The organism is Comamonas sp. FUJ_7, assembly GCF_057369555.1.
In genome coordinates, this window is record NZ_JBXXZI010000003.1 from 275,838 (window position 1) to 291,473 (window position 15,636).

Annotated in this window: 14 protein-coding genes and 1 other RNA gene; 2 read left to right on the forward strand and 13 right to left on the reverse strand. The window is 60.5% G+C overall.

The features are described from left to right. Positions 1-16: 16 nt before the first annotated feature. The 11 genes from dksA to AC2I9W_RS06795 all read right to left on the reverse strand — a co-directional run bounded on the left by dksA (position 17) and on the right by AC2I9W_RS06795 (position 12,392). On the reverse strand, positions 17-760 hold the full coding sequence (gene dksA, locus AC2I9W_RS06745; protein WP_486409234.1) for an RNA polymerase-binding protein DksA: 744 nt from the start codon (positions 758-760) through the stop codon (positions 17-19). A 253-nt stretch (positions 761-1,013) separates the two neighbouring features. Further along, positions 1,014-2,135 carry a CobW family GTP-binding protein gene (locus tag AC2I9W_RS06750; protein WP_486409235.1) on the reverse strand — a complete coding sequence of 374 codons (1,122 nt, stop codon included), beginning with the start codon at positions 2,133-2,135 and terminating at the stop codon, positions 1,014-1,016. A gap of 214 nt (positions 2,136-2,349) precedes the next feature. Further along, positions 2,350-3,399: a tyrosine recombinase XerC gene (locus AC2I9W_RS06755; RefSeq protein WP_486409236.1), complete on the reverse strand. Its 1,050-nt coding sequence runs from the start codon at positions 3,397-3,399 to the stop codon at positions 2,350-2,352. Positions 3,400-3,424: 25 nt separating this feature from the next. Beyond that, positions 3,425-4,138: a DUF484 family protein gene (locus AC2I9W_RS06760; RefSeq protein WP_486409237.1), complete on the reverse strand. Its 714-nt coding sequence runs from the start codon at positions 4,136-4,138 to the stop codon at positions 3,425-3,427. After that, the gene (gene dapF, locus AC2I9W_RS06765) at positions 4,135-5,013 is read right to left on the reverse strand and encodes a diaminopimelate epimerase (RefSeq protein WP_486409238.1); all 879 of its coding nucleotides are present in this window, start codon (positions 5,011-5,013) and stop codon (positions 4,135-4,137) included. The genes AC2I9W_RS06760 and dapF overlap by 4 nt, the downstream gene beginning before the upstream one ends. 86 nt (positions 5,014-5,099) lie before the next feature. Continuing rightward, positions 5,100-5,642: a MarR family winged helix-turn-helix transcriptional regulator gene (locus AC2I9W_RS06770; protein ID WP_486409239.1), complete on the reverse strand. Its 543-nt coding sequence runs from the start codon at positions 5,640-5,642 to the stop codon at positions 5,100-5,102. Between the two features lie 96 nt (positions 5,643-5,738). Then, the gene (locus AC2I9W_RS06775; protein ID WP_486409240.1) at positions 5,739-7,502 is read right to left on the reverse strand and encodes an acyl-CoA dehydrogenase family protein; all 1,764 of its coding nucleotides are present in this window, start codon (positions 7,500-7,502) and stop codon (positions 5,739-5,741) included. 170 nt (positions 7,503-7,672) lie between these two features. Next, a complete protein-coding gene (locus AC2I9W_RS06780; RefSeq protein WP_486409241.1) occupies positions 7,673-8,680 on the reverse strand; it encodes a Bug family tripartite tricarboxylate transporter substrate binding protein in 1,008 nt (335 codons plus the stop codon). A 147-nt stretch (positions 8,681-8,827) separates the two neighbouring features. After that, positions 8,828-9,595 carry an SDR family NAD(P)-dependent oxidoreductase gene (locus AC2I9W_RS06785; RefSeq protein ID WP_486409242.1) on the reverse strand — a complete coding sequence of 256 codons (768 nt, stop codon included), beginning with the start codon at positions 9,593-9,595 and terminating at the stop codon, positions 8,828-8,830. 71 nt (positions 9,596-9,666) lie between these two features. Next, complete coding sequence (locus AC2I9W_RS06790; protein ID WP_486409243.1) at positions 9,667-11,571, reverse strand: feruloyl-CoA synthase; 1,905 nt, start codon at positions 11,569-11,571, stop codon at positions 9,667-9,669. A gap of 38 nt (positions 11,572-11,609) precedes the next feature. Beyond that, entirely contained in the window at positions 11,610-12,392 is a 783-nt protein-coding gene (locus AC2I9W_RS06795) for a crotonase/enoyl-CoA hydratase family protein (protein ID WP_486409244.1), read from the reverse strand. Between the two features lie 159 nt (positions 12,393-12,551). Between AC2I9W_RS06795 and AC2I9W_RS06800 the strand changes: the two genes are divergently transcribed. Both AC2I9W_RS06800 and AC2I9W_RS06805 read left to right on the forward strand, forming a co-directional pair. After that, positions 12,552-14,246, forward strand: a complete 1,695-nt coding sequence (locus AC2I9W_RS06800; RefSeq protein ID WP_486409245.1) for an MBL fold metallo-hydrolase — start codon at positions 12,552-12,554, stop codon at positions 14,244-14,246. Between the two features lie 66 nt (positions 14,247-14,312). Next, the gene (locus AC2I9W_RS06805; RefSeq protein WP_486409246.1) at positions 14,313-15,080 is read left to right on the forward strand and encodes a S4 domain-containing protein; all 768 of its coding nucleotides are present in this window, start codon (positions 14,313-14,315) and stop codon (positions 15,078-15,080) included. 17 nt (positions 15,081-15,097) lie between these two features. On the opposite strand, the gene AC2I9W_RS06810 is transcribed toward AC2I9W_RS06805, so the two are convergent. Together AC2I9W_RS06810 and rnpB are read right to left on the reverse strand one after the other, a co-directional pair. After that, a complete protein-coding gene (locus tag AC2I9W_RS06810) occupies positions 15,098-15,271 on the reverse strand; it encodes a hypothetical protein (protein WP_486409247.1) in 174 nt (57 codons plus the stop codon). Between the two features lie 7 nt (positions 15,272-15,278). Next, an RNA gene (gene rnpB, locus AC2I9W_RS06815) (RNase P RNA component class A) lies at positions 15,279-15,616 on the reverse strand. Between the last annotated feature and the right edge of the window lie 20 nt (positions 15,617-15,636).

Below are 15,636 nucleotides of genomic sequence, written 5' to 3' on the forward strand. Positions count from 1 at the left end.
TAGCACTTGATGCAGATCAATCGCCGTACATCTTTTGCTTGAGCTCACGACGCTGCTGAGCTTCTAGCGACAGTGTAGCCGTAGGACGTGCCAGCAGTCGGCCAACGCCGATAGGCTCGCCAGTCTCGTCACAGTAGCCATAGTCACCGGCATCGATGCGGGCAATGGACTGGTCGATCTTCTTGAGCAGCTTACGCTCGCGGTCACGCGTACGCAGCTCAAGCGCATGCTCTTCCTCAATGGTGGCACGATCGGCTGGATCGGGAACCACCACCGTGTCTTCACGCAGGTTTTCAGCCGTTTCACCGGCATTCATGTGCATGTCGTTCTTGAGCGTGACCAGCTTGAGGCGAAAATAGGCCAACTGGATATCGTTCATGTAATCGTCATCAGACATGGCCAGCACTTCAGCATCGGTCAGCTCGGCAACCGACTTGGTCTTCCAGGCATTGGCCAGCTTGGGATCTTTTTTGGGCACAGCTTGCTTTGTGGTGGTCATTGCTTTCGTATCTCTCTTGGTTACCGCTGCCTGGAGCGCCTGGGCAGTCCTGGGCGGAACATCTGTTTCAGACTGCCGCGCGATGGGCGATGCAGAACGCTTGGTTTTGAACGACTTGGAGGAATTCACCGCTGCAGCAGATGCCAGCACCGGCTTGTCCAACTCGGCGTTCACCAAAGAGGTCTTGGCGCTGCGGGTGCGTTCAGCCACTGCTGCTATTTTGGCGGCAGCCTTGGGCAAATTACTTTTCACAGCGGTCACGTCCTGTCTCCTTACAGTACAGAGCCCTTGCCGGGCCGGATTGCTCCAACACCCTCTTTAGGGGCGGCATTGTAGCTACGCCAGCCCCCCCGCCCAGAATCCGTTGCTCATAGCCCACAATTTGCGGATAAGCGAGAGGCTATTTCAACCAGTTTTCAAGAAATCGCCAAAGAAAAAACGGCCTGCAAAGCAGGCCGTCAGTCATTGTCAGAAATCTGTTAGCTTAAGAAGCAGGATCTCTGCAAACGATGTCTTACACCAGACACTGATCCAGCCCTTGTCGGAAGATGTCCTGCGGTAGGTCGATACCGATGAAGACCATCTTGCTGACACGCTTTTCGCCCTCTTCCCACTCCGGGCCCAGATCGCTGCCCATGAGTTGGTGCACGCCCTGGAAGATCACCTTGCGGCTGGTGTCCTTCATATCGAGCACGCCCTTGTAGCGCAGCATCTTGGGGCCGTAGATGTTAACGATGGCGCCCAGGAAGTCTTCCAGCTTGGCGGGGTCGAAAGCTCGATCGGCACGGTAGACAAAGCTCTTCACATCATCGTCGTGGTGATGGTGATGAGGGTGATTGCAGTGCTCTCCATGTTCGTGGTCATGGTCGTCGTGGCCGCAATGCTCGTCGTGCTTGTGCTCATGGCCGTGATCGTGTTCGCATTGACCATGGTCATGGTCGCAAGCACTGTGATCATGATGGTCGTGGCCGTGATCATCTTCCTTGAGGAAGTCGGGGTCGATATCGAGCTTGGCATTCAGGTTGAAGCCACGCAGGTCGAACACTTCGCTCAGAGGCACATCGCCAAAATGAACGGCGCGAATGGGCGCACGAGGGTTCATGTGCTTGAGGCGGTGGATCAGCGCATCCTTTTCAGCATCGGTCACCAAATCGGTCTTGGACAGGAACATCTGATCGGCAAAGCCCACCTGGCGGCGCGCCTCCTGGCGGTCGTCAAGCTGCTGGTTGGCGTGCTTGGCGTCCACCAGGGTGATGATGGAGTCGATCAGATAGGTCTCGGCAATCTCGTCGTCCATGAAGAAGGTCTGGGCGACGGGGCCGGGGTCGGCCAGGCCCGTGGTCTCGATGACGATGCGGTCGAAGTCCACCAAACCCTTGCGGCGCTTGGCGGCCAGCAGTTGCAGCGCTTCGCGCAGGTCTTCGCGGATGGTGCAGCAGATGCAGCCATTGCTCATCTGCAGAATCTGCTCTTTGGATTCGGTCTTGAGAATGTCGGTGTCGATGTTTTCCTCGCCGAACTCGTTCTCGATCACGGCAATCTTCATGCCGTGGGATTCGTGCAGCACGCGCTTGAGCAGCGTGGTTTTGCCCGAGCCCAGAAAGCCCGTGAGGATGGTGACTGGAATAAGAGCCATGCTTTAAAACCTCTTGCTGCGGACTGTCGCCTGATGCGCCAGCCCTGGAAACACGGGCAGCGGCCTGAATATGGCGCTGCCCTGGGAATAACAGCTGGGAAGTGTAGCGGCGCTTTCAAGCGCTTAGCGGCAGCAGGGCCGCGCAAAAAATCAAGCAAAAACAGCCTAAAACGCTTATCTATCAAGCGCTAGCAGCTATCAATTCAGGACTTACCTAATCTTCTGCGTCTCGCCCCTGCCCACATTTGGTGGCAGGCTTGTCGCCGCCCTCCTGCCTCCGGGCACGCGGATGGGCATTTTCATAAACTTGGGCCAGATGCTGAAAATCCAGCCGGGTGTAGATCTGCGTGGTGGTAATGCTGGAGTGGCCCAGCAACTCCTGCACCGCCCGCAAATCGCCGCTGGACTGCAGCATATGGCTGGCAAACGAGTGGCGCAGCACATGCGGATGCACGCCAGACGCCAAGCCCGCCTGCAGCCCCCGCAGCTTGAGCCGCGCCCAGATGGACTGGGTGCTGAGCCGCTCGCCCCGGCGGCCGATAAATAGTGCCGGCTCCTCCCGAGCCTTGGCCTGCGCCAAGCCCGCCAGCGCGCTGCTGCGCTGGGCCAGCCAGGTCTGAAGTGCCTCCAACGCCTTGCGGCCCACGGGCACAATGCGGCGCTTGCTGCCCTTGCCCTGCACATGGGCGTCGCCCGCCTCCAGATCGATCCAGCCGTGACCTTGCTGCAGGGTCTGCGCATCGGGACGCACATCCAAGCCCGCCAGCTCGGCCGCACGCAGGCCGCAGCTGTAGAGCAACTCGGTCATGGCGGCATCACGCGCTTCTATCCACGGGTCGGCGTCGGCATTGTGGAAACTGGCCAGTTGCACGGCGTCTTCTACGCCCAGCGCCTTGGGCAAAGGCTTGGGCGCCTTGGGGCCGCGCACGCCTTCCACGGGATTGAAAGGCACCAACTCCTGCTGCGCTGCCCAGCGAAAAAAGCTGCGCCAGCCCGACAAGATCAAGGCAATACCGCGCGGACTGCGGCCTGCGCTATGCATTTGTGCCGCAAAGCGTCGGATGTGCTGGGGCTGCAGCGCCAGAAGCTCCTGGCCTGCCTGCTGGGCAAACCGCTGCAGCTTGATCAAATCCAGCGCATACAGTGTATGCGTGCGATCGGCCAGGCGCTTTTGCACACGCACATGCTGCAGATAGTTGTGGACAACTTCCGGCAGCTGGGCGTATTGCTCTTCAAAAGGGAGCTGATGGCCCTCGTGTGCCAATGGTTTGAGCCCTTTTCAGCTCAAATCAGCCATGTGCCAATGTCAGTGCTGGCGTGCGCATGCGTGATAGCGCTGCACTGGCCAGTTCTGAAATGCGCGTCAAAAACTCTGTGCCCATGGTTGCATCAAAGCGCATGGGGTCGGGCGATCCCAGCACCAGCATGCCAAAGGCATTGGTCGTGCTGTCCATGGCTCCATCGTGCAGTGTCAGCAATGCCACCGACTGCACGGCGTTGGGATTGGATAGCCAAGTAACGGGCTCAAAGCCCATATTGGGGCCACAAAAAGGCATGGTCAGTGACGATGCAAATGCCTTGGCATCATCGCTGACTCCCATGGTGTAGACCGTTCCGCTATGTGCACCTGCCACATCCCACAAGCGCAGCGCCACCTGTGGCACATCAAAAATATGCTGCAGGCTGGCCGTCAGTGCATGAGGCAGTTCGCGCAGGTCCTGCACCTTGACCAGCGCATGGGTCCACTGGTGAATCTTGTTGGCAATGGATGCGTTCTCGCTTCCATGGCGCACCATATCCATGATGCGGTGCTCCAGACCCTTGATCTTCTCGCGCAGCATCTCGGCTTGGCGCTCCTGCAGGCTCACGGCACGAGGGCCGTGGCCACTGACCAAACGCACTCCGGTCAGCATTTCGGCATGACGCTCAAAGAACTCGGGGGTTTGCTGGAGATAGTCGGCAATCGACTCTTCGGTCAGGGCGGTGTCGGTCAAGCTGTTCATAAGGTATCAGGGATGTCGATCTGGCCTTCAAAAACAAATTCGGCGGGGCCGGTCATGCGCACACGGTCTTGCGCCTGACCCGCCCATTCAATGGTAAGCAAGCCCCCTCGGGTGCGGACGTCCACGCGGCTGTCCAACAAGCCCCAGCCAATGCCGGCTACCACGGCGGCGCAAGCACCTGTGCCACAGGCCAAGGTCTCGCCAGAGCCACGCTCGTAAACGCGCAGTTTGACCTCGCCCCTGTGCATGATCTGCATGAAGCCTGCATTCACGCGCTGTGGAAAACGTGCATGTTGCTCAATCAGCGGTCCATGCTCGGCCACTTTTGCCGTCTCCACATCATCCACCCATTGCACGGCATGCGGGTTGCCCATGGAAACTGGCGCTATCCAGACTGTAGCTGACTGCCCATGCTCATCAAGGTCTAGAGGCCATTTTTGTGCCAAACCCAAAGTTTGAGGCTGCAGACCTTGGGTAATGAACGGCACCTTGGCCGGATCAAGCTGGGGCGCCCCCATGTCCACGGTCACGCGGCCGTCGTCATGAATTTCAGGGGCAATGATGCCGGAGAGGGTCTGTACCCGGATCACGCTCTTGTGAGTCAAGCCCTTGTCACGCACATAGCGGGCAAAGCAGCGCGCACCGTTACCGCATTGCTCAACCTCTCCCCCATCGGCATTGTGGATGACATATTCAAAATCCACGTCTTCTGCAGGTGCCGGGCGCACGCTCAGTATCTGGTCGGCCCCCACGCCAAAGTGGCGATTGGCCAGATAGCGGTATTGGGCCGTACTCAGGCCTAGACGGCCCTGGGTCTCATCGAGCACGACAAAGTCATTGCCCGCGCCTTGCATCTTGGTAAAGCGAATCTGCATGATGGATCACATTATCGCGCCATGCCGGGGCTTCAGTGCAGGTTCACGATCTCCTATGCAGATGCCTAGAAGAGATCGTCAACGGCCTATCTGCGATACAGTTTTTGCAGCAGCTCCATCAGCTGGAGCTGCTCGGCTGCGCTCAGGTGCACCAGCGACTGCTCTTCGCTGCGCTTGATTTCGGGTTCGGCGGTATCAACCAGCACACGGCCTTCAGCGGTCAGATAAAGCCCCGAGGCACGTCCATCGTGCGGGTGGGGGCGACGCTCCAGAAAGCCGCGCTTGCTCAGCGCATCGATCATGCCCACCATATTGGGCGGCAGCACAGCCAGCTGCTGGCACAGCTGACGCGAGGTGATGCCCGGGTTGCCTCCTACCAGCGAGAGCACAGAAAACTCAACGATCTTGAGCTCAAAACGCTCCATGCTGCGCACGAAAACATCCACCAATGCCAGCGAGGCTCGGCGTGCGTTGTAGCCCAGCAAAGACTCCAGAAAGCTGGCATTGACCTCATCCACCGCAAACACCTCCGCTCCTGCTTCTTTCTCCGGAGCTGCCTTCTGAGCGCGGGAGGCGCGCAACACACGAGCGGGTTTAGAGGCGGATTCAACAGTCTTTTGAGCGGGCATGGTCGGTGTCAACGTCAATGGCAAAGATCAATTCAGAATTGCAGCGAAAAGATGGCAATTTTGCCGGTTTCGCCCACATCTTGCAGCCATACAGACTCAATGCGCGGGTGTAAACAGCTGGTTGCCATGTACAACCGAAGCCTGCGCCCACTGCGCCTTCATCAGACCCAGCCGCCAGTCCATTTCCGGCAGCACGCGTTGCATCACCTGCTTGCAAGCGCCCTGCCAGCGCTCTGCCTCTGCGCCCTCTGTCGCGGCGATGCGCGCCCAGGCCCAGCCCAGCAGCACCACGGCAACACAGCGCAGATAGTCATCAGCCACACGCCAGGCCAGGGTGTCATCTTCCTTGCAAGCCTGCGCCAGCACGGTGGTGAAGTAGCGCAGCTGCGCCAGGCAACGCAGCACTTCGGCATCCAGCGCACGGCCAGCGTCCAGCGTCTTGCGCAGCGACAGCAGCCACTGCCCCATGGCCTGACCACCATCTGGCAAGACTTTGCGCACCAGCAGGTCAATGGCCTGAATTTCGTTCGTGCCCTCGTAAATCATGGCCACACGCGAGTCGCGCACGATCTGCTCAATGCCCCACTCGCGGATATAGCCGTGGCCGCCAAACACCTGCAGACAGGCGCTGGCACCTTCAAACGCCTGCTGCGTCCAGGCGGCCTTGAGAACGGGCGTAATCAAGCTGCACCATTGCTGAGCCTGCTCTCGCTCGGCTGCGCTTTCGGCATGGCGCGCCACATCGAGATAGATGCCGGTCTGATAGGCCAGCACGCGCCCACCATCCACCCAGGCACGCTGCAGATCCAGTGTGCGGCGAACAGCCGGGTGCTCGATGATCAGATCGGCCGCATCGCCAGCGCCACGCGAAGCAGGCACAGCCCCTGGCGCACGCATCTGGCGGCGCTCCAGCGCATAGGCATGGGCTTTTTGCCATGCAGCATCCAGCAAGCCTATGCCTTGCAGCGCCACGTGCAGACGCGCCGCATTCATCATGACAAACATGGCATTCAGTCCCGCGCCAGGCTGGCCAATCAACCAGCCGGCAGCCGCATCAAAACGCATCACGCAGGTAGGGCTGCCATGCAAGCCCATTTTTTCCTCAATGCGTTCACAGACCACGGCATTGAGCGCACCGTCTGGCAAAACCTTGGGAACCAGAAACAGCGACAAGCCCTTAGGACCAGCGGGAGCCCCAGGCAGCCGCGCCAGCACGAGGTGCACGATGTTCTCGGTCAGATCATGCTCGCCGCCCGAGATAAAAATCTTGCTGCCACTGACTTCAAAACGCTCACCCAGCTCGGACTCTCCAGCCAGGACAGCCTGTGTGCGTACCAGCCCCAGGTCACTGCCGGCATGGGCTTCCGTCAGACACATGGTGGCCAGCCACTCGCCACTGGCCACCTTGGGCAGATAGGCAGCTTTGAGCGCTTCGCTGCCATGGTGCTTGAGGCATTCATAAGCGCCATGCAGCAAACCGGGAGCCATGGTCCAGCCATGGTTGGCAGCGCTCAGCCACTCATACAGCACCCCCTCCAGCACCCAAGGCAGACCCTGCCCACCATCCTCCTCAGCACAGGCCAGCGCGGGCCAGCCCGCCTGCCAGAAGTCCTGATAGGCACTGGCGAAACCCGGTGGCGTAGTGACCTTGCCCGCCGCAAACTGCACACCCACTTCATCGCCTTCGCGCGACAACGGTGCCACCACATCGCCCACCCATTTGCCTGCCTCCTCCAGCACCTGCTGCATCAGCGCCTGATCCGTTGCCGCATGAACAGGCAATCGCTGCAACTGCTCATCAGCCTTGAGCACATTAAAAAGAAGAAACGCGTTATCGGCGCTGGTGGGCAGATAGGACATACAAAACCGGCTGCATCGCAGCAAATGAAAATCTCGAAATAGCGCTTCCATGTGCGCTAAAAGCGCCCCATGCCAGAGATGCCAAGCAAGGGCCGCCCCGCAGCGAGGGCATCGTCCCCCTCCCGCAAAGCGAGAGAGGGGAAAGCCGCAAAGCGGCTCAGGGGGTGCGATCAGGTATCCGCCGTAAACCCAATCTGCTTGACCAGCGGCCCCCAGCGCTCGAACTCAGCCTGCTGCGAGCGAGCCATCTCTTCCGGCGTGGAGCTGGTGGCAATCAAGCCGACCACGCCCACGCTTTCCTTGAGTGCATCGCTCTTGAGCGCTGCCGTGATCGCTGCATGGGCGCGCTGACGCACATCAAGCGGCGTCTTGGCGTTGGCATAAAAGCCAAACCACTCTTCGGCAGTCAGGTCGGCAAAGCCCTGCTCGGCAAACGTGGGCACATTGGGCAGATAGGGGTTGCGTTGCGGACCGCTGGTTGCCAGTACACGCAGCTTGCCCGCCTTGTAGTAGCTTAGGAAGTCACCGCTGGGACCCATGACGGCTGCAATCTGGCCACCGGCGAGATCGGACACCGCAGGCGCCGTGCCGCGATAGGGAACATGGCTGAGTTTGATGCCCGAGCGCAGGCTGAGCAGCGAGCCGATCAAGTGTGGCTGGGTGCCCGCACCGGGGCTACCAAAGCTGGCCTTGTCGGGGTTGTTCTTGCACCAGGCCAGAAAGTCCTTGAGCGTCTTGACCTCGGCCGGCACGGCAGGGCCGACTGCCAGGCCGTGGTGCATGATGGCGCCGATGGAGATCGGCTCGAAATCCTTGGCCTGATAGGTCAGCTTGCTATAGATGTGCGGATAGATGGAGAAGGCCGACACCTGGGAAAGCACAATGACCGAACCGTCCCCAGCCGCCGTGCGCAGGTTCTCCAACGCAATACGGCCTCCAGCTCCGGGCTTGTTTTCCACCACACCCATATTCTTGCTGTAGCTGGTGCCACCCAGCTTTTCTGCCACACGACGCGCTACCGAGTCCCCGGCACTGCCTGCGGGGAAGCCGTACAGAATGCGCACCTGCTCCAGCGGGCCACCGCCCTGCGCATAAGCACTGCGGCTGGCGATACCGCCGAATGCAGCCAGCGCTGCGCCAGCGCTGAGGCTTTTGACGAAATTGCGACGATCTTGCATGTTTGTCTCCTGTTAAAAATACGGGCTCTCCGGCCCTGTTGGTTAAATGCAGCCACAGCCTATCAAAGGAACAGCCAGCAAATGCCGCCGCGCAGCCAAGCTGTGATCTCCCTTGAGGGAAGGCGCACAGCGCCCCAGAGGAAATCTCTATCTCGGTGCCATGCGCAGCGCACCATCAAGGCGTATCACTTCGCCGTTGAGGTGGTCGTTGTGCACGATATGCACAGCCAGATTCGCAAACTCCGAAGGTTTACCCAACCGCGACGGGAAAGGAATGGAAGCCGCCAGAGACTGCTGCACGGGCTCGGGCAACTCCTGCATCAGCGGCGTGGCAAACAAGCCCGGCGCCACGGTGCAAACGCGAATGCCATGCTGTGCCAGGTCTCGCGCCATGGGCAGTGTCATGCCGACCAGTCCGCCCTTGGATGCGCTGTAAGCCTGCTGCCCCACCTGTCCGTCAAAAGCGGCCACTGATGCGGTGTAGAGAATCACGCCACGTGCACCATCTTCCAGGCCATCGAGCTTGGCGCAGCGTGCGGCAAACAGGCGCGTCATGTTGTAGCTGCCAATCAGGTTGACGCGAATCACGCGCTCGAAGTCTTCCAATGGCGCGGGCTCGCCATCACGGCCGATCACGCGCTTGGCCGTGCCAATACCCGCCACATTCATCAAAATTCGTGCATCCGCGCCCCACTGCTCACGAATGGCATCCAGCGCCGCCGTGACGCTGTTTGCATCGCAGATATCGCACTCCAGTGCCAGGCCGCCAATCTCGGCCGCAACCACTTTGGCTTTGTCGACCTGGCGGTCCAGCACCGCGACTTTGGCACCGGCTGCAGCCAGTGCCCGTGCCGTAGCCTCACCAAGACCCGAAGCTCCCCCGGTCACGATGGCAATCTGATTCTGAACTTGCATCTCACTATCCTTTTAGAAGCTAGTTACGCTTTCCAACATTGGGCTTAGACACGATTTGGCTTGTTTTTTATTCAAACACCGGGCTTCAGAATCAGCGCCAGCGTTTCGTCATACAGGCCGCTCACCACATCCGCGCGATGCTGAAGAACGGCACGCTGATTGATGGAGCCTTTGTCCGTCACCTCGCCCAAGTCCAGAGACGGTGGCTTGATGGCAGCCACGGCACGCGCAATGCGGGTGGCGCTGCCGGTAGCTGTCTGCGCCAGCTGGTTGAGCACGTTTTGCAAGTGCTGCTGCACAGGCGCGCTGTGCATCACTTGCTCCAGGCTGGCATCGGTGCCTAGCCCGCTGAGTGCAACGCAGGCCGGCGTGCCAAAAATGATGGCGCCTACTTCCTTGCGGTCCAGCCCCGTCAACACTACGTCCTGGATATACGGAGCACCCGCATGAATGATCTTGGCGCGCAGCGGCCCCACATTGACAAAGGTGCCGGTGGCCAGCTTGAAGTCTTCGGCAATGCGTCCATCGAAGCGCAGGCCCTGATTACGATCCTGAGGGTCGCGCCACTGCACGGCATCGCCGGTGCGAAAGAAGCCTTGCTCATCAAACGCCTCGGCCGTGGCTTCCGGTGCACGCCAGTAGCCGGGCGTGACATTGGGGCCCCGATAGCGTACCTCCAGCTTGCCATCGACAGGCACCAGCTTGAGCTCCAGCCCCGGTACGGGCACGCCCAGATCGCCAGAGCGCACATCGGGGCGGTTGATGAACAGTGCCGAGGGCGAAGACTCGGTCATGCCCAGGCCCGTGCCCATCACAATTCGCTCGCCGCACTCGGCTTCCTGTGTGCGATGCAGGCTGTCCCAGACCGGCTGCGCCAAAGAGGCGCCCGCATAGAAAAACATCTTGACGCGCTTGAGCAGGCTGCTGCGCAACTGCGCATCGCTTTCCATGGCGCGGGCAATGTATTCAAATCCCGTTGGCACATTGAAGTACACCGTGGGCGAGATCTCGCGCAGATTGCGCAGTGTCTCGCCAATGCCTGCGGCCGTAGGCTTGCCATCGTCGATATAGACCGAGCCACCGTGATACAGCGCCAGGCCAATGTTCTTGTTGCCGCCAAAGGTGTGACTCCAGGGCAGCCAGTCCACCAGAACCGGCGGGCCCTTGACCATATCGGGCATGGTCTGGGCAATCTGCTGCTGGTTGGCGCACCACATGCCATGGGTGTTGATCACAGCCTTGGGCAGCTTGGTCGAGCCCGAGGTGAACAAGAACTTGGTGATGGTGTCCGGCCCCGTGGCCTGCATGGCGGTATCGGCTGCGGCTGTGGCCTTTGTCGCCAGCAAATCAGCCCACAAAGTGCAAGGCTGTGCCTCATCCGTCGCCTTGTGGTACACCAGCTCACAGCCCTCGGCCTGCACAGCACGCGCAGCTTTGCCATAACGCGCAGCATCGCTGGCAAAGATCAAGCCGGGGGTCAGCGTATCGACCACATGACGCAGCTTGGCGTAGTCCGTGCTGACCAGCGAATAGGCGGTAGAGACCGAGCAATAGGGCACGCCCGCATACAGGCAGCCCATGGCCAGCATGGCGTGATCAAGGCTGTTCTCGCTGAGGATGACAACAGGGCGCTCTGCCGAGAGGTTTCTATCCAGCAGTGCTTGTGCAATGCTGCGCGCAGCCGCCAGCATCTGGGCGTAGCTGATGTGCTCCCAGTCACCTGTGCTGCCATCAGCCAGCCGCTTGCGTTGAGCGATAAAAGTCTGCTGCGGCGTGGCCTGCGCCCAGTGCAACAGTCTGTCGGTCATGCGCAGCGCATAAGCGGCCAGCTCCTGATCGGAGCGCACATGAAAAGTGCCATCCCCCGCCTCACGAACCCAGATGCTGCGCACGCCAAACTCCAGCTCCCGATAACGAGGCTGAGCGCCTTCTTCGATCTGGCTGATGGCCTGCATGGCTGTGCTTGTCTCCTGCATTGTCTTTGTCTCCGCCGCTTTTTCTTGATGATGCCCGGTCAGTCTTGGCTGACCTTGGCGGCACGACCTGCCAAAAACTCCTGCAAGCGGAACTTGGCCTCCGGTGCGCTCTGCGCCACTGCGGCCATCAGCGCTTCCGTCATCAACCCCTGATCGGCAGGCTGATCGGCAATACGCGGCAAAGCGTGCATGAGTGCGTAATTCGTCATGGGTGCATTCTCGGCAATGCGCAGCGCCAGCTCCACCGCCTTGTCCAGCGCCTGACCTTCGGGCACCAGGTATTGCGACAGACCAATGCGCTCGCCTTCTTCGGCCTTGTACACGCGACCGGTGAACATCATGTCGGCCATGCGGGCAGCGCCAATCAGGCGCGGGATGCGCACCGAGCCACCGCCGCCCACAAAAATGCCCCGAGAGCCCTCGGGCAGGGCATAGAAAGTGCTGCTGTCTGCCACGCGAATATGGCAGGCACTGGCCAGCTCCAGCCCTCCGCCCACCACCGCACCATGCAAGGCAGCCACCACAGGGACAGCACCAAACTGCACCTGGCGCAGCGCCTCATGCCACATGCGCGAGTGCAGCACGCCCTGGGCCGCGTCACGCTCGCTGAGTTCGCTCAGATCCAGACCGGCGCAGAAATGCGGGCCATCACCATCCACCACGGCGGCACGCACGCTGGCGGGCAGATTCATGAATACATCGCGCAGACCCAGCACCAGCCCATCGGACAAGGCATTGCGCTTGGCAGAGCGCATCAGGCGGATGACAGCGACCTGCTGCGCATCGCCACGCAATTCAACGGCAATTTCTTTATGACTCATAACCATTCCTTTGCTTCATTATTGTTATTTAAAATAATCAAATGCAAGCTATTCCGCGCAGTTTGATCTCAGTGCTTTCCCCGATTACTGGCTCCCGCAGCGCCCATCTAGTCCAGGCATGACATGTGCACGCGCAGCGCCTTCGCATAATGTGCGTCCATGACCTCACCCCAACCGCCCCGCCCCAGCCAACTTCTCCAGCCCCAGCGCCCTCCCGTACCAGCTCGTGATGCAGCCACTTTGCTGCTCCTGCGCGACTGTGCCGACGGCAGCGGATTTGAAGTGCTGATGACAAGGCGTGCCGATCAAGGCATTTTTGCCAATGCCTATGTCTTCCCCGGCGGAGGTCTGGAGGCAGAGGATGCAGACCCTGCCAACCACGCGCTGGCTCAAATTCGCCCCTCCATGGCCGAGATCGCCGGGACAGAGCGCATCACGCAGGCGCTGGCCGCCATCCGCGAGACTTTTGAAGAATTGGGTATCTTGTTGGCCTATGACAGGAATGACCAGCCCGTCTCTCCTGCCGATGTGGCGCTGCTTGACCGCCAGGCATCGCTCTATGCACAGTGCCGCGAACGCGGCTGGACGCTGGCCGTCGATCAGCTCTGGTACCTGACGCACTGGACCGCTCCGCTGGATTTGCCCAAACGCTTCAACGTACCCTTTTTCGTGGCCCGCATGCCGCAAGGGCAAGTCCCCGTGGCCGACGAAACCGAGCAGTTCGAACCCACCTGGATTTCGCCCCAAGACGCCCTGCAGCGCTTTGACGAGAAAAAACTGTTCATTCTTTTTCCTACCCAGCGCACGCTGCAGCGCCTCTCGGCCTTCGCCAATACGCAGGAAGTCATCAACGCCCTGCACAGCGAAAAGCCGCTGTGGCATGCCTGCCCGCGCGGTGGCTACCTCAAAGGTCAGGACACCCGCCACGCCGAAACCGACATGGCCTATGGCGAGCTGGAAATGGTGCTGCCTGACGGCCACGGCATTCACCACCTGGACTGGCAGTCTGAAAAAGCCGTGCCGCTGCGCAAGAATCTGCTGCGCCTGACGGCCCCCAACCCCGGCATGATGAGCGGCCCCGGCACCAACACCTATCTGGTGGGTGATGCCAGCAGCGGCTACATCGTCATCGACCCCGGCCCCAACGAGCCCGAGCATCTGCAGCGCCTGCATGACACCACGGGCGGCGATATCCGCTTCATCGTCTGCACCCACTCCCACCCCGACCACTCGCCCGGAGCTGCGCCGCTGCAGGCACTGGTGGTGGAGTCTGGCCATGACAAGCCGCCCATCATGGGAATGCCCTCCGCCCCCACGGCACGCGCCCATAGCCGCTTCAAACCGGACGTCACGCTACAAGATGGAGAGCGCATAGCCGTTACAGGACAAGGGCCAGACGGCGAAACCAGCCATACCCTGCTAGCCATCTTCACACCCGGCCATGCGGCCAACCACCTGTGCTTCTTGCTGGAAGAAGATGCGCTGCTGTTCAGCGGCGACCACATCCTCAACGGCAGCACCACCGTCATCAGCCCGCCCGACGGCAACATGATCGATTACCTGGACTCGCTGGACAAACTCAGCGCGCTCTGTGCCGAGCATGGCGTGCGCCACATACTTCCAGCCCATGGCTATGTGCTGGGCTTTGCCCGCCAGCAGATTGCCAAGCTCAAGAGTCACCGCCTGGCACGCGAAGCCAAGGTGCACGAGGCCATGCGCACCCTGCCCGACGGCAGCATTGAGGACTGGGTCGCCATGGTCTATGCCGACACGCCCAAGGCGCTGTGGCCGGTGGCCCAGCAATCGCTGCTGGCCCATGTGGAGCGCATCCAGAAACTGTGCCTGGGGCGCTAAGCCGCAGCCACTGCGCAGCTAGACCTGTGGACAACTAGGAAATGGCGGGAGCATTAAGCTCTCGCCATGTCTGAATCTCTGCCTGAACAAGAAAGCATCCGCCTCGCCAAGCGCGTGGCGGAGCAAGAACAATGCTCGCGCCGCGAGGCCGAACTCCATATCGTTGCGGGCAACGTGCAGGTGGACGGCAAAGTCGTGCAAGTGCCCGAAACCCGTGTGCGCGCCGACCAGGTCGTGACGCTGTGCAAGGACGCCAAGCCCGAGGCCCTGCCGCCCGTCACCATCCTCATGAACAAGCCTGCGGGCATGACCCAGGGCCGCGCCTATGGCCGGGTGCGCAGCGCGCATTCGCTGCTGAGTCAGGACACCAAGGCCCAGCTCGACACGCCCATGCCGCAGCTGGTGCTCGACCATCACTTCAAGAATCTGGAATCGTTTCTGACGATTCCCGTGCCGGCCAGCGGTCTCATCATCTACACCCAGGACAAGCGCATTGCGCGCAAGCTGGGCGAAGAAGGCCAGTGGCTGGAGCAGGAAATCATCGTCGGCGTGGAAGGCCAGATGGTCGAAGACGGCCTGGACATCCTCTACGAAGGCCTGCCCATCCCCGGTGGCAACGGCCACCGCCGCATGCCGCCCTGCCATGTCAGCTGGCAAAACGAAGGCCATCTGCGCTTTGCACTCAAGGGCATTGCGCCTGAAGAGATCGAGAAGATGTGCGCGGCCATCGGTCTGCAAGTCACCAGCATGCGCCGCCTGCGCGTCGGCCGTGTCTCGCTGGCCAAGGTGCCCGAAGGCCAGTGGCGCTATCTGATGCCCTGGGAGCGCTTCTAAGCTTCCAAAGCGGCTGGCTACCCACCATCTGTATCAATAAAAGGAGCTAGCAGCGCTTGTGAATCCTTCACTTCAGGTCGATTTATATCTGAAGTCGATAAGGGACAAGCGCTATTCGCTCCTTTTTTCATACTTCCCCAGCAAGCATCATCAAAAAAAAAGAGCTTCCAGCGCTGGAAGCTCTTTTTCATGGAATAAGTGTGAAGTGCGCCGATAAGCCGGATTCTGTGCACAACGGTTGCCCGCCATGTGACCGCCATTAATCTTGGCTGCCAGTCGCCTGACAGCTCGGTGCTACCTACCCGCACACTCCGGGGGCCCCGTCAACGTGTGCCTACTTGGTATTGCTGCGCGTAGAGATTGCCCGTTTCACCCTGGTTGGTCTGCCTTGCGGCACTCCTGCCAGACTCGTCTCTGTTGCTCTGATCCTCACCTCACGGTGGACAGCTGTTAGCTGCTACGCCGCCCTATGCAGTCCGGACGTTCCTCCAGTACGGCCTTTCGGCACTTGTACCAGCGGCGGTCTAGCCCACTTCACGGCGCGCATTATCTCGCG